The organism is Streptococcus sp. K0074, from assembly GCF_048843365.1.
Lineage (GTDB): Bacteria > Bacillota > Bacilli > Lactobacillales > Streptococcaceae > Streptococcus > Streptococcus mitis_BM.
This window is the reverse complement of record NZ_CP184836.1, coordinates 421,610-438,351: the sequence shown is the minus strand read 5'-3', so window position 1 is coordinate 438,351 and position 16,742 is coordinate 421,610. Positions and strand designations below refer to the sequence as shown.

The 16,742-nt window shown below is 41.4% G+C and carries 27 protein-coding genes; all 27 read right to left on the bottom strand.

The genetic code is table 11. From position 1 onward, the window contains the following. Positions 1-71 precede the first annotated feature (71 nt). The gene (gene secY / locus ACN076_RS02295; protein WP_153192670.1) at positions 72-1,382 is read right to left on the bottom strand and encodes a preprotein translocase subunit SecY; all 1,311 of its coding nucleotides are present in this window, start codon (positions 1,380-1,382) and stop codon (positions 72-74) included. A gap of 12 nt (positions 1,383-1,394) precedes the next feature. Then, a complete protein-coding gene (gene rplO, locus ACN076_RS02290; protein WP_000766088.1) occupies positions 1,395-1,835 on the bottom strand; it encodes a 50S ribosomal protein L15 in 441 nt (146 codons plus the stop codon). A 144-nt stretch (positions 1,836-1,979) separates the two neighbouring features. Then, entirely contained in the window at positions 1,980-2,162 is a 183-nt protein-coding gene (rpmD, locus tag ACN076_RS02285; protein ID WP_000057241.1) for a 50S ribosomal protein L30, read from the bottom strand. A 13-nt stretch (positions 2,163-2,175) separates the two neighbouring features. After that, positions 2,176-2,670: a 30S ribosomal protein S5 gene (gene rpsE / locus ACN076_RS02280; RefSeq protein WP_000874202.1), complete on the bottom strand. Its 495-nt coding sequence runs from the start codon at positions 2,668-2,670 to the stop codon at positions 2,176-2,178. A 17-nt stretch (positions 2,671-2,687) separates the two neighbouring features. Then, on the bottom strand, positions 2,688-3,044 hold the full coding sequence (gene rplR / locus ACN076_RS02275) for a 50S ribosomal protein L18 (protein WP_000624044.1): 357 nt from the start codon (positions 3,042-3,044) through the stop codon (positions 2,688-2,690). Between the two features lie 83 nt (positions 3,045-3,127). Continuing rightward, the gene (gene rplF, locus ACN076_RS02270; protein ID WP_000086622.1) at positions 3,128-3,664 is read right to left on the bottom strand and encodes a 50S ribosomal protein L6; all 537 of its coding nucleotides are present in this window, start codon (positions 3,662-3,664) and stop codon (positions 3,128-3,130) included. 191 nt (positions 3,665-3,855) lie between these two features. Beyond that, a complete protein-coding gene (gene rpsH / locus ACN076_RS02265; RefSeq protein WP_000245504.1) occupies positions 3,856-4,254 on the bottom strand; it encodes a 30S ribosomal protein S8 in 399 nt (132 codons plus the stop codon). Positions 4,255-4,538: 284 nt separating this feature from the next. After that, positions 4,539-4,724, bottom strand: coding sequence for a type Z 30S ribosomal protein S14 (locus ACN076_RS02260; RefSeq protein ID WP_001085697.1), 186 nt, complete (start codon positions 4,722-4,724; stop codon positions 4,539-4,541). Positions 4,725-4,741: 17 nt separating this feature from the next. Next, the gene (gene rplE, locus ACN076_RS02255) at positions 4,742-5,284 is read right to left on the bottom strand and encodes a 50S ribosomal protein L5 (protein ID WP_000013542.1); all 543 of its coding nucleotides are present in this window, start codon (positions 5,282-5,284) and stop codon (positions 4,742-4,744) included. Between the two features lie 23 nt (positions 5,285-5,307). Beyond that, on the bottom strand, positions 5,308-5,613 hold the full coding sequence (gene rplX / locus ACN076_RS02250; RefSeq protein ID WP_000497691.1) for a 50S ribosomal protein L24: 306 nt from the start codon (positions 5,611-5,613) through the stop codon (positions 5,308-5,310). 78 nt (positions 5,614-5,691) lie between these two features. Next, positions 5,692-6,060, bottom strand: coding sequence for a 50S ribosomal protein L14 (rplN, locus tag ACN076_RS02245; protein WP_000616545.1), 369 nt, complete (start codon positions 6,058-6,060; stop codon positions 5,692-5,694). Between the two features lie 25 nt (positions 6,061-6,085). After that, on the bottom strand, positions 6,086-6,346 hold the full coding sequence (gene rpsQ, locus ACN076_RS02240; protein ID WP_000440801.1) for a 30S ribosomal protein S17: 261 nt from the start codon (positions 6,344-6,346) through the stop codon (positions 6,086-6,088). A 24-nt stretch (positions 6,347-6,370) separates the two neighbouring features. After that, positions 6,371-6,577 carry a 50S ribosomal protein L29 gene (gene rpmC, locus ACN076_RS02235; RefSeq protein ID WP_000772918.1) on the bottom strand — a complete coding sequence of 69 codons (207 nt, stop codon included), beginning with the start codon at positions 6,575-6,577 and terminating at the stop codon, positions 6,371-6,373. A gap of 9 nt (positions 6,578-6,586) precedes the next feature. After that, the gene (rplP, locus tag ACN076_RS02230) at positions 6,587-7,000 is read right to left on the bottom strand and encodes a 50S ribosomal protein L16 (protein WP_000960946.1); all 414 of its coding nucleotides are present in this window, start codon (positions 6,998-7,000) and stop codon (positions 6,587-6,589) included. Between the two features lie 3 nt (positions 7,001-7,003). Beyond that, positions 7,004-7,657 (bottom strand): 30S ribosomal protein S3, encoded by a 654-nt coding sequence (gene rpsC / locus ACN076_RS02225; RefSeq protein ID WP_000529936.1) that lies wholly within the window; start codon positions 7,655-7,657, stop codon positions 7,004-7,006. A gap of 12 nt (positions 7,658-7,669) precedes the next feature. Then, complete coding sequence (rplV, locus tag ACN076_RS02220; RefSeq protein WP_000818137.1) at positions 7,670-8,014, bottom strand: 50S ribosomal protein L22; 345 nt, start codon at positions 8,012-8,014, stop codon at positions 7,670-7,672. 11 nt (positions 8,015-8,025) lie between these two features. Beyond that, on the bottom strand, positions 8,026-8,307 hold the full coding sequence (rpsS, locus tag ACN076_RS02215; protein WP_000533766.1) for a 30S ribosomal protein S19: 282 nt from the start codon (positions 8,305-8,307) through the stop codon (positions 8,026-8,028). A gap of 103 nt (positions 8,308-8,410) precedes the next feature. Then, positions 8,411-9,244 (bottom strand): 50S ribosomal protein L2, encoded by an 834-nt coding sequence (rplB, locus tag ACN076_RS02210; protein ID WP_000512911.1) that lies wholly within the window; start codon positions 9,242-9,244, stop codon positions 8,411-8,413. Positions 9,245-9,261: 17 nt separating this feature from the next. Further along, entirely contained in the window at positions 9,262-9,558 is a 297-nt protein-coding gene (locus ACN076_RS02205) for a 50S ribosomal protein L23 (protein WP_125409021.1), read from the bottom strand. After that, on the bottom strand, positions 9,558-10,181 hold the full coding sequence (gene rplD, locus ACN076_RS02200; RefSeq protein ID WP_000024549.1) for a 50S ribosomal protein L4: 624 nt from the start codon (positions 10,179-10,181) through the stop codon (positions 9,558-9,560). Before rplD ends, ACN076_RS02205 begins: the two co-directional genes overlap by 1 nt. A gap of 24 nt (positions 10,182-10,205) precedes the next feature. Continuing rightward, entirely contained in the window at positions 10,206-10,832 is a 627-nt protein-coding gene (gene rplC, locus ACN076_RS02195) for a 50S ribosomal protein L3 (protein ID WP_000160197.1), read from the bottom strand. 81 nt (positions 10,833-10,913) lie between these two features. Then, a complete protein-coding gene (gene rpsJ / locus ACN076_RS02190; RefSeq protein ID WP_269789456.1) occupies positions 10,914-11,222 on the bottom strand; it encodes a 30S ribosomal protein S10 in 309 nt (102 codons plus the stop codon). Positions 11,223-11,475: 253 nt separating this feature from the next. Next, complete coding sequence (gene nrdG, locus ACN076_RS02185) at positions 11,476-12,066, bottom strand: anaerobic ribonucleoside-triphosphate reductase activating protein (protein WP_420790060.1); 591 nt, start codon at positions 12,064-12,066, stop codon at positions 11,476-11,478. Further along, a complete protein-coding gene (locus ACN076_RS02180) occupies positions 12,059-12,565 on the bottom strand; it encodes a GNAT family N-acetyltransferase (RefSeq protein ID WP_420790059.1) in 507 nt (168 codons plus the stop codon). Before ACN076_RS02180 ends, nrdG begins: the two co-directional genes overlap by 8 nt. Before the next feature lie 149 nt (positions 12,566-12,714). Further along, positions 12,715-12,855, bottom strand: a complete 141-nt coding sequence (locus tag ACN076_RS02175; protein WP_000521621.1) for a hypothetical protein — start codon at positions 12,853-12,855, stop codon at positions 12,715-12,717. A gap of 11 nt (positions 12,856-12,866) precedes the next feature. Next, positions 12,867-15,074: an anaerobic ribonucleoside-triphosphate reductase gene (gene nrdD, locus ACN076_RS02170; RefSeq protein WP_420790058.1), complete on the bottom strand. Its 2,208-nt coding sequence runs from the start codon at positions 15,072-15,074 to the stop codon at positions 12,867-12,869. A gap of 119 nt (positions 15,075-15,193) precedes the next feature. Then, the gene (locus ACN076_RS02165) at positions 15,194-16,732 is read right to left on the bottom strand and encodes a damage-inducible protein CinA (RefSeq protein ID WP_261066025.1); all 1,539 of its coding nucleotides are present in this window, start codon (positions 16,730-16,732) and stop codon (positions 15,194-15,196) included. Positions 16,733-16,742 lie beyond the last annotated feature (10 nt).

Sequence of the window (16,742 nt, the reverse complement as noted above, 5' to 3'; positions counted from 1 at the left end):
GAGACCAAACTCTCACTAATGTTAGAGTTAAACCTCCACTCCCTCAGCATTTACTGACTCAGTAAATACTTTTATTCTGTTCTGTCCATGAAACCAACATACTTACGTTTCAATAGGTAACCTTCCAATTGCTTGATTCCTTCGATACCAGTAGAGATAATGATCAAGAGACTTGTTCCACCAAAGGCAACAACATCAGAAAGACCAAATACATCTTTAGCTGCAATCGGCAAAATGGAAATCACACCAAGGAAGAGGGAACCAACAGTTGCAAGACGACGAAGAAGTTTAGACATATATTCTTCTGTACCTTTACCAGGACGAACTCCATGGATATAGGCACCGCTCTTTTGTAGGTTCTCTGCCACTTTTTCAGGATTAATCTGTACAAACGTATAGAAGAATGTAAAGAGAATAATCAACAAAGCATACATGGCAATACCAGTTGGAGAAGTGGTTGCCAACATCTCTTGTGCTACCCTTACCCAAGCCCAATCATGACCTGTAGCGCTCAAAAATTGAAGAATCGCCGCAGGCGCTGCAGTAATCGAACTTGCAAAGATAACAGGGATAACTCCAGCAGGGTTTAACTTCAATGGAAGGTAAGAGCTAGATGGAGCACCTTGTGCAACCTTAGTATATTGGATTGGAATTTTGTATTCTGCTTGTTGAACATAAGTTGTAAAGTAAATAATCAACAATACAGTAATAATCAAAATGATTACGAAAATGATAGATGAAGTGATACGGCTACTTGGGACGTTCACAAAGTAGTCTACATAGATGCCTTGAATCATCTCTGGAATTGAGGCAACAATCCCGACAAAGATAATCATGGAAACACCATTTCCGTATCCCTTATCTGTAATTTGCTCACCCAACCAAGTGACAATCATACTACCAGCTGTTAAGATGATACCAATTGTCAAAAAAACTTGTGGAGTTAAAGCAGTTTTAATCAATTGAGCTCCAGCCAAGGTATTAAAACCAGCTGTAATCCCGATAGATTGCACAAAGGCTAGAACAAGAGCAATATAACGAGTAGCTTGATTTAATTTTCTTCGACCTACTTCCCCTTGTTTACCCCACTCTACAAACTTGGGTAAAATATCCATTTGCAAGAGTTGAACAACGATAGAGGCCGTAATGTAGGGACTAACACCAAGAGCAAAAACTGAGAAGTTTTTCATGGCATTCCCTGAGACCAAGCTCAACATGTTTAAGAAGGATAATCCACTTAAAGCATTTAAGCTATTGGCATTCACACCAGGAACTGTAATACTAGTTCCGATACGAAAGACCAAAACGATAAAAATTGTAAATAAAATTTTTGATCGAACCTGCTTGACTTTAAGAGCTTCTCTTAATAATTTAAAAAACATAGGTCACCTCTCTTAGATGACTTCTACTGAACCACCTTTAGCAGTGATAGCTTCTTCAGCTGATTTAGAGAATTTAGCTGCTTTCACAGTCAATTTCTTAGTCAACTCACCGTTACCAAGAACTTTAATACCTGATTTTTCAGCTTTAACAATTCCTGCTTCGATAAGAACAACTGGAGTAACTTCAGCACCATCTTCAAAGACGTTCAATTGGTCAAGGTTCACAATTGCGTATTCTTTAGCGTTGATGTTAGTGAATCCACGTTTTGGAAGACGACGGAACAATGGAGTTTGTCCACCTTCAAAACCAAGGCGAACTCCGCCACCGCTACGAGCTTTTTGACCTTTTTGACCACGACCAGATGTTTTACCGTTACCTGATGAAGTACCACGACCAACGCGGTTACGTACTTTACGAGAACCTTCTGCAGGTTTCAATTCATGAAGTTTCATTTTTATTTTCTCCTCTTTTGTAAAATGCTAGCGCCGATAAGGGAGAAAAGGTTGTCTCCCCCATCAACTCGCCTATACGACGTCATCATAGATGACTATATCTAGTTTTAGGGGATGGTATAGTGCACATCCCCTAAAAGTTCATTAGTTTACTTCTTCAACTGTTACCAAGTGAGATACTGCTGTGATCATACCACGGATAGCAGCGTTATCTTCTTTAATAACAGAGCTGTTCAATTTGCCAAGTCCAAGTGCTACAACAGTTTTACGTTGTGATGGAATGCGTCCGATTGGAGACTTAGTCAAAGTAATTTTAATTTGAGCCATTTTATCCCCTTTCTTATGCCAAATCAGAAACTGAAATACCACGAAGGGCAGCAACTTCTTCAGCGCGTTTCAATTGTTTCAAACCTTCAACAGTTGCACGAACAATGTTGATTGGAGTGTTAGAACCAAGTGATTTAGATGTAATATCTGCCACACCTGCCAATTCCACAACGGCACGAACTGCACCACCAGCGGCAACTCCAGAACCTTCTACAGCAGGTTTCAACAATACTTTAGCTCCACCGAATTCTGAAAGAACTTCGTGTGGGATTGTTGTTCCAACCATAGGAACTTCGATCAAGTTTTTCTTAGCATCATCTACTGCTTTACGGATTGCTTCTGGAACTTCTTGAGCTTTACCAGTACCAAATCCTACGCGACCGTTGTGGTCACCAACAACAACAAGAGCTGCGAAACGAAGACGACGTCCACCTTTAACAACTTTTGTAACACGGTTGACAGCAACTACGCGTTCTTCTAATTCAACTGCATTGTCTTTAAATGCCATTTTCTAGTGTCCTCCTATTAGAATTTCAATCCGTTTTCACGAGCTGCATCAGCCAAAGCTTTCACACGTCCGTGATATAGATATCCACCGCGGTCGAACACCACTTCTGAAATACCTTTAGCGTTTGCACGTTCTGCAACGAGTTTACCGACAGCAACGGCTTGTTCAGTTTTAGTTCCTTTTGAAACTTCTTTGTCAAGAGTTGAAGCACTTGCGAGCGTTACACCCGCTACGTCATCAATCACTTGAGCGTAGATGCCTGTATTAGAACGGAATACGTTCAAACGTGGGCGATCAGCAGTTCCAGAGAGTTTTCCGCGAACGCGACGATGGCGTTTTTGGCGGAGTTTGTTTTTATCTGGTTTTGAAATCACAGTTTTCACCTCTTTAGTTTTAAATCGTGTGCTATGCACAAAGCTGGAAAATAGGTTGGTGGTTGAGAATCAACCACTCAACATTATTTACCTGTTTTACCTTCTTTACGGCGAACGAATTCACCAACGTAACGGATACCTTTACCTTTATATGGTTCTGGTGAACGAAGGCTACGTACGTAAGCAGCTGTTTGACCAACTACTTCTTTTGAAATTCCGCTAACAACGATTGTTGTTGGGTTTGGAAGTTCAAAAGTAATTCCTTCTGGAGCTTCAACTTCGTCTGGATGAGATTTACCAACAGCCAAAACAAGTTTAGATCCTTGAAGTTGTGCACGGTAACCAACCCCGCGCATTTCAAGTTCTTTCTTGAATCCTTCTGATACACCAACAACCATGTTGTTCAAAAGGGCACGAGTAGTTCCGTGGATAGTTTTCATTTCTTTTGAATCGTTTGGACGGTGAAGAGTTACTTCAGTACCTTCCACACGGATTTCAATATCTTTTGAGAACTCACGAGTAAGTTCTCCTTTAGGTCCTTTTACAGTTACAAGGTTGTCATTGTTAGTGATTTCTACACCAGCAGGCAACACGATAACTTTATTACCAATACGTGACATGTTTATTTTCTCCTGTTAGATTGTCAGGCCAGAACGGCCAGTTTTCACGGGGTTAAGATACTTATTTAGTTCAAGAGATGAACTGAACACGCTCTAAGAACTGTGCAAAATAGATAAGTTGGCTTGTTTGTAAACAAACTTCTCCAACTTCCTAATTTTGCTTTGTTCTTTACGAGCTTTGTATCTTGATTTTACCAAACGTAAGCGATAACCTCACCACCAACATTCTTTTGGCGTGCTTCTTTATCAGTAAGCAAACCTTCAGAAGTTGAAAGGATAGCAATTCCAAGTCCGTTAAGAACTTTTGGAAGATCTTCACGTTTTTTGTAGACACGAAGTCCTGGTTTAGAAACACGTTTCAAGTTAGTGATAACTTTTTCACCGTTTGGTCCGTATTTAAGAAATACACGGATGATGCCTTGTTTGTCATCTTCGATGATTTCAACGTTTTTTACAAAACCTTCGCGTTTAAGGATTTCAGCAATCCCTTTTTTGATGTTTGATGCAGGTACTTCAAGTACTTCGTGTTTAGCTTGGTTAGCGTTACGAATACGAGTTAGGAAGTCTGCGATTGGGTCAGTCATAACCATTTTGTTTTTCTCCTCTTACTAGTAGTTTGCAAGTTGCACTTGCTAGTTAATACATGATACAAAGAGCGTAACAGCAAGAGCAAAAATAGGCAATTTGATGCAGGAGCGATGCTCCAAAGAAAATTGGTCTTTTTTGCCAAAGCTGTAGCTCGTGTTCAAATTGGCAAGCCCAACTGAACCCGGGCTAAACTCTGTGTGAAAAAGATAAACTTTCCTAGAAACTTCAGTTTCTTCGTCAAGTTTCCTATTTTCACTTAGAGTTTTGACGCCCTTGATATCTTAAATTACCAAGATGCTTTTGTTACACCAGGGATTTGTCCTTTGTAAGCTAATTCACGGAAGCAAACACGGCAAAGTTTAAATTTGCGGTAAACTGAATGTGGACGACCACATTTTTCACAACGAGTATAAGCTTGAGTAGAGAACTTCGCTGGACGTTTGTTCTTAGCAATCATTGATTTTTTAGCCATTAGATTTACCTCCTATATTATTTTGCAAAAGGCATTCCAAGGCCTGTAAGCAATGCACGTGACTCTTCGTCAGTGTTAGCAGTTGTTACGATAACGATGTCAAGACCACGAGTTTTGTCAACGTCATCAAAGTTGATTTCTGGGAAGATCAATTGTTCTTTCACACCAAGTGTGTAGTTTCCGCGTCCATCAAATGATTTTGTTGGAACACCGTGGAAGTCACGTACACGTGGAAGTGAAACTGAAACCAATTTATCCAAGAATTCGTACATACGTTCACCACGAAGGGTAACTTTTGCACCAATCGCAACACCTTCACGAAGACGGAAGCCGGCGATTGATTTTTTAGCTTTAGTGATAAGTGGTTTTTGACCTGAGATAAGTGCCAATTCTTCAGCAGCTTTTTCAAGGCTTTTAGCGTTTGATACAGCTTCACCAACACCCATGTTCAAAACGATCTTATCTACTTTAGGCACAGCCATCACTGATGAGTAGTTGAATTGTTCTGTCAAAGCAGGAACTACTTCATTAAGATATTTTTCTTTTAAACGATTTGCCATTATACTTCTCCTTTCCTTCGTGATTAATCAAGCACTTCGCCTGATTTTTTGTTGTAGCGAACTTTTTTACCGTCTACAAATTTATAACCAACACGACCAGCTACACCATTTTTGTCCAAAACTTGAACGTTTGATACGTGGATAGCCGCTTCTTTTTCGATGATACCACCTTGAGGAAGCTCGTTAGTTGGACGTTGGTGTTTCTTAACGATGTTAACACCTTCAACGATAACTTTGTTTACTTTTGGAAGGGCAGTAAGGACAACAGCTTCTGTTCCCTTATCTTTACCAGCGATTACGCGAACTTTGTCGCCTTTTTTTACAAACATTAGGTTTCTCCTTGATTTTTCTTACGCCCATAAGGGCACCCTGGAGGTAAATCCAGGGGACTAGTTTGTTTCTAAAAATTAAAGTACTTCTGGAGCAAGTGACACGATCTTCATGAAGCCACCTTCACGCAATTCACGTGCAACTGGGCCAAAGATACGTGTCCCGCGAGGAGTTTTGTCTTCACGGATGATCACTGCTGCGTTTTCGTCAAATTTGATGTATGAACCATCAGCACGACGAGCACCTGATTTAGTACGAACGATAACTGCTTTAACAACGTCACCTTTTTTAACCGCACCACCAGGAGTAGCTTGTTTTACAGATGCCACGATAACATCACCGATGTTTGCAAATTTACGTCCTGAACCACCAAGAACTTTGATAGTCAAGATTTCGCGAGCACCGCTGTTGTCTGCGACTTTCAAACGAGTTTCTGTTTGAATCATTTCAGTTTTCTCCTTTCAGGTTTGATTAGATGATGACCGCTTCTTCAACAACTTCTACAAGACGGAAACGTTTTGTAGCTGAAAGCGGTCGAGTTTCCATGATACGTACGATATCGCCTTCTTTGGCAACATTGTTTTCATCATGAGCTTTGTATTTTTTAGAGTAGTTAATACGTTTACCATAGACTGGGTGGTTACGTTTTGTTTCAACTACAACTGTGATTGTCTTGTCCATTTTGTCAGATACAACACGTCCAACAAGAACTTTACGATTATTGCGTTCCATTGAAATTTCTCCTTCCCTAGTCTATTATTTCGCTTCAGATTGAACTGTTTTGATACGAGCGATTTGTTTTTTAACTTCTTTCAAGCGAGCTGTTTGTTCCAATTGACCAGTAGCAGCTTGGAAACGAAGTTCAAACAATTCTTTTTTCAATTCGTTTTCGCGCTTCGCGAGTTCTTCTTGAGAAAGACCACGAAGTTCTTTAACAAATTCTTTTACTTCATTAAGTTTCATGCCTTCTCCTTATTCTGCTTCACGTTTTACGAATTTACATTTAACTGGCAATTTGTGGCTAGCAAGACGAAGCGCTTCGCGAGCGATCTCTTCAGATACACCAGCGATTTCGAACATCACTTTACCACGTTTAACTGGTGCTACCCAACCTTCAGGTGCCCCTTTACCAGATCCCATACGCACACCGATAGCTTTAGCAGTGTATGATTTGTGTGGGAAGATTTTAATCCAAACTTTACCACCACGTTTCATGTAACGAGTCATGGCGATACGAGCAGCTTCGATTTGGCGGTTAGTGATCCAGTGGCTAGTTGTAGCTTGAAGACCGTATTCACCGAATGCTACTTCTTTTCCACCTTTTGCTTCACCGCGCATTTTTCCACGGAATTCACGACGGTGTTTAACACGTTTAGGTACTAACATTGGTTATTTACCTCCTTTAGTGTTTTTGCGAGCTGGAAGAACTTCACCACGGTAGATCCATACTTTAACACCAAGTTTACCGTATGTAGTATCTGCTTCTTCCCAAGCGTAATCGATATCTGCACGAAGTGTGTGAAGTGGAACAGTTCCTTCAGAGTATCCTTCAGCACGGGCGATATCTGCACCGTTCAAACGACCTGATACTTGAGTTTTGATTCCTTTAGCTCCAGCACGCATTGCACGTTGGATTGCTTGTTTTTGTGCACGACGGAAAGCAACACGTTGCTCCAATTGACGAGCAATTCCTTCACCTACAAGGTGAGCATCCAAATCAGGTTGTTTGATTTCGATGATGTTGATGTGTACTTGTTTTCCAGTCAATTTGTTAAGTTTTGCACGGAGTGCATCAACGTTAGCACCACCTTTACCGATAACCATACCTGGTTTAGCAGTGTGAAGTGAAACGTTAACTTTGTTTACTGCGCGTTCGATTTCAATAGTTGAAACTGCTGCGTCAGCAAGTTCTTTTTGAACGAATTTACGGATTGCAAGATCTTCATGAAGGTAATCCGCGTATTCTTTTTCAGCATACCATTTGGCATCCCAATCACGGATGATGCCGACACGCATACCAATTGGATGTACTTTTTGACCCACGATTTTACCTCCTTATTTTTCTGCAACAGCTACAGTGATGTGAGCTGTACGTTTGTTGATTGGTGAAGCTGAACCTTTCGCACGTGGACGAAAACGTTTCATAGTTGGTCCTTCGTTTGCGAATGCTTCAGATACTACCAAGTTAGCTTTATCCAAACCAAAGTTGTTTTCAGCGTTAGCTACAGCTGAGTTCAAAACTTTCAAGATGATTTCAGCAGCTTTGTTTGGAGTGAATGTCAAGATTGCGATTGCATCGGCTACGCTTTTACCACGGATGTTATCAAGAACAAGACGTGATTTACGAGGTGAAACACGTACTGTACGAGCCATTGCTTTAGCTGAAGTAATTTCTGCCATTTATGTTCTCCTTATTTTCTACGTGTTTTCTTGTCGTCTGCAGCGTGACCTTTGTAAGTACGAGTTGGTGCAAATTCACCAAGTTTGTGACCTACCATGTCTTCTTGGATGTAAACAGGTACGTGTTTACGTCCGTCATAAACTGCAATAGTGTAACCAATGAAACTTGGGAAGATCGTTGAACGACGTGACCAAGTTTTAATAACTTTTTTCTTTTCGTCGTTAGCTTGAGCTTCAACTTTTTTCATCAAATGCTCATCGACGAAAGGTCCTTTTTTAAGACTGCGTCCCATTTTTATATTTTCTCCTTTAAATGTTGTACCACAGCGGCTTGCGCTCACATGGAGCGCTACCGAGCTGGCGGATTTACTAGTTGCTTAAGCAACTAGTTTAATATTATTTCTCGTTGCGACGACGAACGATAAGTTTGTCAGATTTCGCTTTCTTGTTACGAGTTTTAAGACCAAGAGCAGGTTTGCCCCATGGAGTAGATGGTGCTTTACGACCAACTGGTGCTTTACCTTCACCACCACCGTGTGGGTGATCGTTAGGGTTCATTACAGAACCACGAACTGTTGGGCGGATACCTTTCCAACGGCTACGTCCTGCTTTACCAAGGTTTACAAGTCCATGTTGTTCGTTTCCGACAACACCAACTGTAGCACGGCAAGTTCCAAGAATCATACGAACTTCACCTGATTGTAGACGAACAAGAACGTATTTACCTTCAGAACCCAATACTTGAGCAGATGCTCCAGCAGCACGTACCAATTCACCACCACGACCTGGTTTCAACTCGATGTTGTGGATCAAAGTACCAACTGGGATGTTAGCAAGTGGAAGAGCGTTTCCGACTTTGATATCTGCTTCTGGACCTGAAACGATACGTTGACCAACTTCAAGACCTTTTGGAGCGATGATGTATGCTTTCACACCGTCAGTGTAGTGTACAAGAGCGATGTTTGCAGAACGGTTTGGATCGTACTCGATTGTTTTAACAACTGCTTCAACGTTGTCTTTGTTACGTTTGAAGTCAACCAAACGGTAGAAACGTTTGTGTCCACCACCTTGGTGACGAACTGTGATACGACCGTTGTTGTTACGACCAGCCTTGCTCTTCAATGCAACAAGCAATGATTTTTCAGGAGTGCTTGTTGTGATTTCAGCGAAATCCAAAGAAGTCATATTACGGCGACCGTTTGTTGTTGGTTTATAAACACGAATTCCCACGATATTTCCTCCTTAGATTATTCAGCTTCAGCAGCAAACAACTCGATTGCTTTAGAATCAGCTGTAAGTGTGATGATAGCTTTTTTAGTTTTGTTAGTAAAACCAGTGTAACGTCCAACACGTTTAGCTTTTGGTTTTACGTTGATTGTGTTAACATTAGCAACTTTAACACCTTCGAAAGCAGCTTCAACAGCTTGCTTGATCAAAAGTTTGTGTGCACGAGTGTCAACTTCAAATATATATTTTCCTGCTTCAAGTTGAGCCATTGAGCTTTCAGTGATGACAGGTTTTTTGATAACATCATACAAATTCATTATGCAAGAACCTCCTCGATTTTAGAGATAGCTGCTTGAGTAACAAGAAGTTTGTCACTATTTGCGATGTCAAGAACACTTGCAGTTGTAGCAGTCGCAACTTTCACGTTTGGAAGGTTACGAGCTGAAAGAGCTGCGAATTCGTTTCCTTCTTCAAGAATAACAAGGACTTTAGAATCGATGCTCAAAGCTGCAAGAACTTTTGCAAATTCAGCAGTTTTTGGAGCTGTAAATTCAAGAGAATCAACGGCTACAAATTTATTTTCAGCAACTTTTTCTGAGTAAACAGATTTAAGCGCAAGGCGACGAACTTTTTGAGGAAGTTTGTACGCATAGCTACGTGGAGTTGGTCCGAAGACGATTCCACCACCACGCCATTGTGGAGAGCGGATAGAACCTTGACGAGCACGTCCAGTTCCTTTTTGACGCCATGGTTTGCGTCCGCCACCTGAAACAGCTGAGCGGTTTTTAACTGCGTGAGTTCCTTGACGAAGGCTAGCACGTTGGCTGATGATCACATCAAACACAACAGATTGGTTTGGTTCGATACCAAAGATTGCATCGTTAAGAACAACTTCGCCCGCTTGTTTACCAGTTTGGTCGAATAATGTTACATTTGCCATTTTGACTGTATTCCCCTTTCCTTATTATTTACCAGCTTTAACTGCTGATTTGATAGTGATAAGAGATTTCTTAGCACCTGGTACGTTACCTTTGATAAGGATAACGTTCTTTTCTGGAACAACTTGTACAACTTCAAGGTTTTGAATTGTTACGCGGTCACCACCCATACGTCCTGCAAGGTTTTTACCTTTGAATACGCGGTTAGGTGCAACAGGTCCCATAGAACCTGGACGACGGTGGTAACGAGAACCGTGAGCCATAGGTCCACGTGATTGTCCGTGGCGTTTGATAACACCTTGGAAACCTTTACCTTTAGAAGTACCAGTTACGTCAACAACGTCTCCAGCTGCGAATGTTTCAACTGTGATTTCAGCACCAACTTCCAAGCCTTCAACGTTTTTGAATTCACGAATGAAGCGCTTAGGAGCCGTGTTAGCTTTTGCTACATGTCCTTTAGCAGGTTTGTTGCTCAATACTTCGCGTTTGTCATCGAAACCAACTTGGATAGCGTTGTATCCGTCTGTTTCAACAGTTTTAACTTGAAGAACAACGTTTGGAGTTGCTTCAATAACTGTTACAGGGATCAATTCGCCAGCTTCAGTGAAGATTTGAGTCATTCCCACTTTTTTCCCTAAGATTCCTTTTGTCATGAGAAAATAGTTCCTTTTCTATATTTTTTATTCAAAAAGTTTTTAACGAGCGTTTTTCATGCTCAAATATCAAGCTTTAGATTAAAGTTTGATTTCTACGTTTACACCACTTGGAAGATCCAATTTCATCAAAGCATCAACTGTTTTTTGAGTTGGGTTAACGATGTCGATCAAACGTTTGTGTGTACGCATTTCAAATTGTTCGCGAGAGTCTTTGTATTTGTGAGTCGCACGAATGATTGTGTAGAGTCTACGTTCAGTTGGAAGTGGGATTGGACCCGCAACTTGTGCACCTGTACGAGTAGCTGATTCTACGATTTTTGCAGCCGCTGTGTCAAGCGTACGGTGTTCGTAAGCTTTCAAACGGATACGGATTTTTTTGTTTGCCATCTTTTTCTCCTTTTCGTCTATTTAAGATAATAGGCTAGCTCCACAAGAAAACCGACGCGGGGTTGCGTGGCAATGCAACCGAGCGTGTCGCAACCTCTTGCATCAAAGCTAAAGCTGTAATTTACAGCACCATAATAGAATAACACAAAGCCCCTGCGATTGCAAGGGATTTGTTGCTGTTTTTTAAAATTTTTAACATGAAAATGTTTTCTTTTTTGACAGGTCATTTATTTAAGTATTTTATGGAAGAAAGTTACTCTCTCTTCACCTGTTCATAGCTTTCTTTTCCATCATTGAGTTTGTCCCAAATCACTACTTGCCCACTTTTGAGAGATTTTTGCACATCGATAATTCGTTGATTGGAAGAACCTCGAAACTGGAGCATGAGATTCCTCTTAGTTCGATCGTATCGTCCATCGACAAGAATGTCAATCAGTGATAAGAGTTCCAGTTTATCTTGTGTCTCCAGCATCATTTCTTCCCAAGTGTAGCCCGTCCAAGACCAGATGTCTTTTTCTGGCAATTCCTTTCGGATGCGTTTAACGAGAGGTAAGAGAATGCCCGTATTGAGGAAAGGCTCCCCTCCCAGCAAGGTCAATCCTTGAACATAAGGTTGAGCGAGATCTTCCATGATCTGTTTTTCTAATTCTGCTGTATAAGGAATTCCGGCATTGAAGGACCAGGTCGCTACATTATAACACCCCTCGCAGTGAAACATGCAACCTGCTACATAGAGAGAGTTGCGCACGCCTTCTCCGTCCACAAAGTTAAAGGCCTTGTAGTCAATGATACGGCCTTGACTGAGCTCCTCACTTTTCCATTCTTGTGGTTTTGGATTATTCATTCGCCACCTCTATCCAATAACGCTCGACTCCATCACGAACATCCTCAAGGAGTCCACCATTTGCTAGAATGACTGCTCTACTAGCAGAATTATTCACGCTACAGGTCACAAGAGTTTTCTTGATGTTCTTTTCCTTAGCGACTTGCAAGCCCTGACGGAGAGTTTCCTTAGCATAACCTTTGCCTCTTTCAGACGGTCGGATGGAGTAGCCAATGTGCCCACCTTCTTCTAGTAGAAAGTTACTGAGACGCAACCGGAGATTAAGAAATCCAACTGCTTGACCTTTCTCAGAAAAAGCTACTAACTGAATTGCGGGAACCCATCCTTCAGGCAGATTAATCCCCATTTCCTGATTCTGATTACTTTCCAACCACTCTTCATACACAAAGTTCTCTGTATCCCAAAATCCTCCGTCATGGGCTGATTGGTTCTTTTCAAACTCTGCCATCATCTCTAAAACTGTTTCTTTATCTGCTAATCTTGGTCTGCGTAGTTCCATCCTTACCTCCCACTAAGAGAAAAGCGAGGGTTGACTCTCATACTCTTCGAAAATCAAATTCAAACCACGTCAGCGTCGCCTTACCGTACTCAAGTACAGCCTGCGGCTAGCTTCCTAGTTTGCTCTTTGATTTTCATTGAGTATCACTTTTATTTTTTCTTGTTCTTATTTAAAAATTGTTCTCTGAGGCTGAGCAAGCGTTCTTTTTTACCAGCTCCACCTTTAGAGTGTTTCTCGTGATAACGGGTCACTTGTGCGCGCCCCTTATCGTCTAATTGATATTTTCCCATTTCATTTCTTTCTAATTGGTTACTTGGTGACCAGCTATTTTAATCGTTGAGCCATTCATGTGTTTGACACGCGCTGCGATTTCCTTGTGACGTCCATTAACCATCGGACGCGCTTGAGGATTACCTAGGTACCCACAAGTTCGTTTGACCACATCTACTGTTTTAGGGTCGCTATTTCCACAGTTTGGACAAGCAAATCCTCTCTCAGTTGGTTCAAAATCCCCCTCAAAATCACACTTGTAGCAACGGTCAATTGGTGTATTGGTCCCCAAATATCCCACACGGTCATAGGCATAATCCCAGACAGCTTCCAAGGCTTTAGGATTTTGCTGGAGGACTGGATACTCACAATAATGGATGAAACCACCTGACGCACCTGCTTCTGGATAGACTTTCTCAAAGTCTAATTTTTCAAACGGTGTTGGATTTTTACGAACATCGTAGTGGAAAGAGTTGGTATAGTACTCCTTGTCTGTAATATCAGGAATAGAACCAAACTTCTCTGTATCTAGTCGGCAGAAACGGTCTGTCAAACTTTCAGATGGTGTTGAGTAGATAGAGAAATGGTAGCCATATTGGTCAGACCACTCTTCTACACGGCGTTTCATATCGCGAATGATATCCAGCGTGAATTCCTTAGCATCTGGATTGCTTTCCCAGCTGTTACCAAAGAAAACAGTCGCTACTTCATACAAACCGATGTAGCCCAGCGAAACGGTTGCCCGACGATTCTTAAAGAGCTGGTCAACACTTTCTTCCTTACCTAGACGATGCCCAAAAGCACCGTACTGATAAAGGATAGGAGCATTCGCTGGCGTCGCCTCTTTAGTGCGTTCGACACGATAAACAAGAGCATCTTCAGCGATATTCATCCGCTCGTTGAAGATTTCCCAGAACTTATTCATGTCCCCCTCAGACTCAAGAGCAATACGAGGCAGGTTAACCGTCACAACACCCAGATTCATACGACCCGAATTGACTTCTACACCATTTTCATCCTTCCACCCTTGAAGAAACGAACGGCAACCCATAGGCACCTTAAAAGAACCTGTCAAGTCAACAATCTTATCGTAAGACAAGACGTCTGGGTACATCCGCTTGGTTGCACACTCAAGAGCCAACTGCTTAATGTCGTAGTTGGGAGTCCCTTCTTCCAAGTTAAGACCTCTTTTCAGAGTAAAAATCAGTTTAGGGAAGATGGCTGTGCGGTGTTCCGAACCCAGACCCTTGATTCGGATGTTCAAGATAGCTTTTTGAATTTCCCGCTCAAAACGATTGGTTCCTAGACCAAAACCTAGCGAAGTAAAAGGTGTTTGCCCATTTGAAGTGAAGAGGGTGTTGATTTCATACTCAAGAGATTGCATGGCATCATAGATGTCTTTCTGCGTTTTCTTCCAAGCGAAATCTTCCCGTTTTTCAGGTAAGACCCACTCTTCCGCATCCTTAAGGTGTTTTTGATAATTCTTCTCTGCATAAGGCGCCAAGACTTCATCGATACGGTCAGCTGAACATCCCCCGTACTGGCTAGAAGCAACGTTGGCGATGATTTGGGAAATCTGAGCTGTCGCAGTCTGGATAGACTTGGGACTTTCTACCTCTGCATTTCCAATCTTAAAACCATTTTCCAACATACCTTTAAAATCAATCAAACAGCAGTTGGTCATAGGGGTGTAGGGACTGTAGTCCAAATCGTGATAGTGGATATCCCCCTTTTGGTGGGCATTGGCTACGTGCTTAGGGAGCATTTGCAGTCCGATTGATTTCCCAACAATCCCTGCTGTCAAATCACGCTGGGTGTTGAAGACATCGCTGTCTTTATTAGCATTTTCATTGACAACTGCCTGGTCTTTGTTGAGAAGCTTATGGATACTAAAGTTAATATCTGTCGCTTTTGAGCGCTCAAAATCCCTCTGTGTTCGATAAGTGATATACTCTTCAGCCAGCGCATATTCTTTAGCTTCAAGGAGTTCATGTTCTACGATATTTTGGATTTCGTAAATCTTAACTCCCTTTGGAAAGCGACTATGAATTTCTGTGACAATTCGCTCGGTCAGAGCATTTAGGCGCTTTTCAACCAAGGGTGTCACATCCATAACCTTGTCAGCTGCCTTGTAGAGAGCCTTGTCAATCTTGTCTACATCAAATACAACACGTCTCCCATCTCGTTTCTCGACGAAGAGAGTTGGCAAAATTGTAATTTTTTCTTCTAGTGCAATCATATGCATGCTCTTTTCTAAAATGTTCTTTCTAAAAAGTATTATACCACTCTAAAAAGAAAAATCAATATCTTGTGGTAAAAATCCTAAAATTTTTAAAAATGCACAAGATATTGATTTTGTTATTTGATTTTATAGACTTTGAATTCTGAGTAATCTGTCTTTACTGGTTGGTAATTTTCTTTCAAAATTGTTTCTACTTCAGACCAGACTGATACCTTATCATTCACCACAATCACCTTGGGTTGTTTTTCTTTCAAGTCATTGAGTAGCTTATTCCGATTTTCCTCAGTTGCTGTATAGTGCATCGGGGACAAAATAGCCGATGGCGACAAGCGCTCACTCTTACGATAAAGAGTTGCAGTATCATCCCATGCATAGATAGCATCTTCCGTACTTGTCTCCTCTTTCACCAAATCAGCAAGACGATCACGTTCTTGATAAGGTACTGGATAAAGGACAAACCTCATCAAAAAAGGAATAACCAAAAGATATAACAAAGTTAAAATCGGTAGGTAAAGATTTCCTTTAGTATAGCGATGCCAGAGACTAACAGGCTCTTCTCTGCGTCTTCTTCTAACGCTACGACCACTCTGTTGCCCCTTGATATTGGACACTAAAAGCAGAAGAAAGACAGGAAAAATGAGCATCAAACGCGAGGCATGTAGGGGATCCTGTGTAAAGAAAATCACTACCAAACCTAAAATCAGGAACAAACTCGCAGGCACTGAGATGACATATAGTTTAGAGGATTTAGATTGAAAGAGACCTAAAAAGACAAAAACCAAAACTCCCATGCCAAGAGCCAACAACCCATAAAACAAAACATTTTCTAACAATGCCGAAACAGAAACCAAACGAATGGAATTAATTGGATACAAAATTCCACTAATCGCATCCTCAAAACTTCCTGTTGCAACACTATAATAGGCAGTTGGATAAAAGACAAGTGAAAAACCTAAAGCCACTGCAAGAAACTGATAAAATCCATGTGCAAAGCGTCTATGCCCAAGGTTAAAGACCAACAAGCCTAAACTCACTACAGCAATAAACAGGAGCGATGCCAAGGGAGCAAAGAAAAATCCGCCCGCCAAAGCCAGCCCAATCCGTACAAATCCCTTATCATGGCTTGGATTGCTTAGGTAAGCCGCAACTAAACTAAAGGCCGCGAATAAGAAAGGAAGCGCTAAAAGAGTCGCATAGCCTCCACCAAAAGCAAGACCTGTAACCAACATGTAAAAAATAGTCACCAGTTGTCCAGCTTGGTCTCCTTGCTCTGTCAAGGTGTCTGCCGATCGAAAGAGGAAAAATCCTCCTGCTACCAAGGCTAACCACTCAAAGATAGCAAAGAGAAATCCGCCCTGAGTCACGTAAGTCAGCAAATAATAAAGCAAACCTTGACTTCCATAATAGTCGCTGTAAATCTTCCCTGTCTGATGAAGGGCCCAACCTGCATAAAAATCCTGCACTTCCTGTGCACTCATTAAATCGAGTAATAGCGGTACTCCTAGAGTTATTCCTGTTACAAGCGTACTCCATAGTAAAATTTTTACCAAAGGAAGACGACTTGATTCACGATGATGCGATTCTTGTTCGATTTGGTATTCTAGAGGTTCACGATTCTCCTGATGAACTTCTTCTACTCTACCATACACACTCATATCGTTTCTC

Excerpts from the sequence above, each read along its gene's own strand:
- rplE (WP_000013542.1), bottom strand. The coding sequence starts at position 5,284 with ATGGCAAATCGTTTAAAAGAAAAATATCTTAATGAAGTAGTTCCTGCT.
- ACN076_RS02165 (WP_261066025.1), bottom strand. The coding sequence starts at position 16,732 with ATGAGTGTGTATGGTAGAGTAGAAGAAGTTCATCAGGAGAATCGTGAA.
- rplP (WP_000960946.1), bottom strand. The coding sequence starts at position 7,000 with ATGTTAGTACCTAAACGTGTTAAACACCGTCGTGAATTCCGTGGAAAA.
- rplN (WP_000616545.1), bottom strand. The coding sequence starts at position 6,060 with ATGATTCAAACAGAAACTCGTTTGAAAGTCGCAGACAACAGCGGTGCT.
- nrdG (WP_420790060.1), bottom strand. The coding sequence starts at position 12,066 with ATGAATAATCCAAAACCACAAGAATGGAAAAGTGAGGAGCTCAGTCAA.
- rpsQ (WP_000440801.1), bottom strand. The coding sequence starts at position 6,346 with ATGGAACGCAATAATCGTAAAGTTCTTGTTGGACGTGTTGTATCTGAC.
- rplX (WP_000497691.1), bottom strand. The coding sequence starts at position 5,613 with ATGTTTGTAAAAAAAGGCGACAAAGTTCGCGTAATCGCTGGTAAAGAT.
- rplO (WP_000766088.1), bottom strand. The coding sequence starts at position 1,835 with ATGAAACTTCATGAATTGAAACCTGCAGAAGGTTCTCGTAAAGTACGT.
- rpmD (WP_000057241.1), bottom strand. The coding sequence starts at position 2,162 with ATGGCTCAAATTAAAATTACTTTGACTAAGTCTCCAATCGGACGCATT.
- rpsH (WP_000245504.1), bottom strand. The coding sequence starts at position 4,254 with ATGGTTATGACTGACCCAATCGCAGACTTCCTAACTCGTATTCGTAAC.
- ACN076_RS02205 (WP_125409021.1), bottom strand. The coding sequence starts at position 9,558 with ATGAATTTGTATGATGTTATCAAAAAACCTGTCATCACTGAAAGCTCA.
- ACN076_RS02175 (WP_000521621.1), bottom strand. The coding sequence starts at position 12,855 with ATGGGAAAATATCAATTAGACGATAAGGGGCGCGCACAAGTGACCCGT.
- rplC (WP_000160197.1), bottom strand. The coding sequence starts at position 10,832 with ATGACAAAAGGAATCTTAGGGAAAAAAGTGGGAATGACTCAAATCTTC.
- ACN076_RS02180 (WP_420790059.1), bottom strand. The coding sequence starts at position 12,565 with ATGGAACTACGCAGACCAAGATTAGCAGATAAAGAAACAGTTTTAGAG.
- ACN076_RS02260 (WP_001085697.1), bottom strand. The coding sequence starts at position 4,724 with ATGGCTAAAAAATCAATGATTGCTAAGAACAAACGTCCAGCGAAGTTC.
- secY (WP_153192670.1), bottom strand. The coding sequence starts at position 1,382 with ATGTTTTTTAAATTATTAAGAGAAGCTCTTAAAGTCAAGCAGGTTCGA.
- rpsS (WP_000533766.1), bottom strand. The coding sequence starts at position 8,307 with ATGGGACGCAGTCTTAAAAAAGGACCTTTCGTCGATGAGCATTTGATG.
- rplD (WP_000024549.1), bottom strand. The coding sequence starts at position 10,181 with ATGGCAAATGTAACATTATTCGACCAAACTGGTAAACAAGCGGGCGAA.
- rpsE (WP_000874202.1), bottom strand. The coding sequence starts at position 2,670 with ATGGCATTTAAAGACAATGCAGTTGAATTAGAAGAACGCGTAGTTGCT.
- nrdD (WP_420790058.1), bottom strand. The coding sequence starts at position 15,074 with ATGATTGCACTAGAAGAAAAAATTACAATTTTGCCAACTCTCTTCGTC.
- rpsJ (WP_269789456.1), bottom strand. The coding sequence starts at position 11,222 with ATGGCAAACAAAAAAATCCGTATCCGTTTGAAAGCTTACGAACACCGT.
- rplF (WP_000086622.1), bottom strand. The coding sequence starts at position 3,664 with ATGTCACGTATTGGTAATAAAGTTATCGTGTTGCCTGCTGGTGTAGAA.
- rpmC (WP_000772918.1), bottom strand. The coding sequence starts at position 6,577 with ATGAAACTTAATGAAGTAAAAGAATTTGTTAAAGAACTTCGTGGTCTT.
- rplV (WP_000818137.1), bottom strand. The coding sequence starts at position 8,014 with ATGGCAGAAATTACTTCAGCTAAAGCAATGGCTCGTACAGTACGTGTT.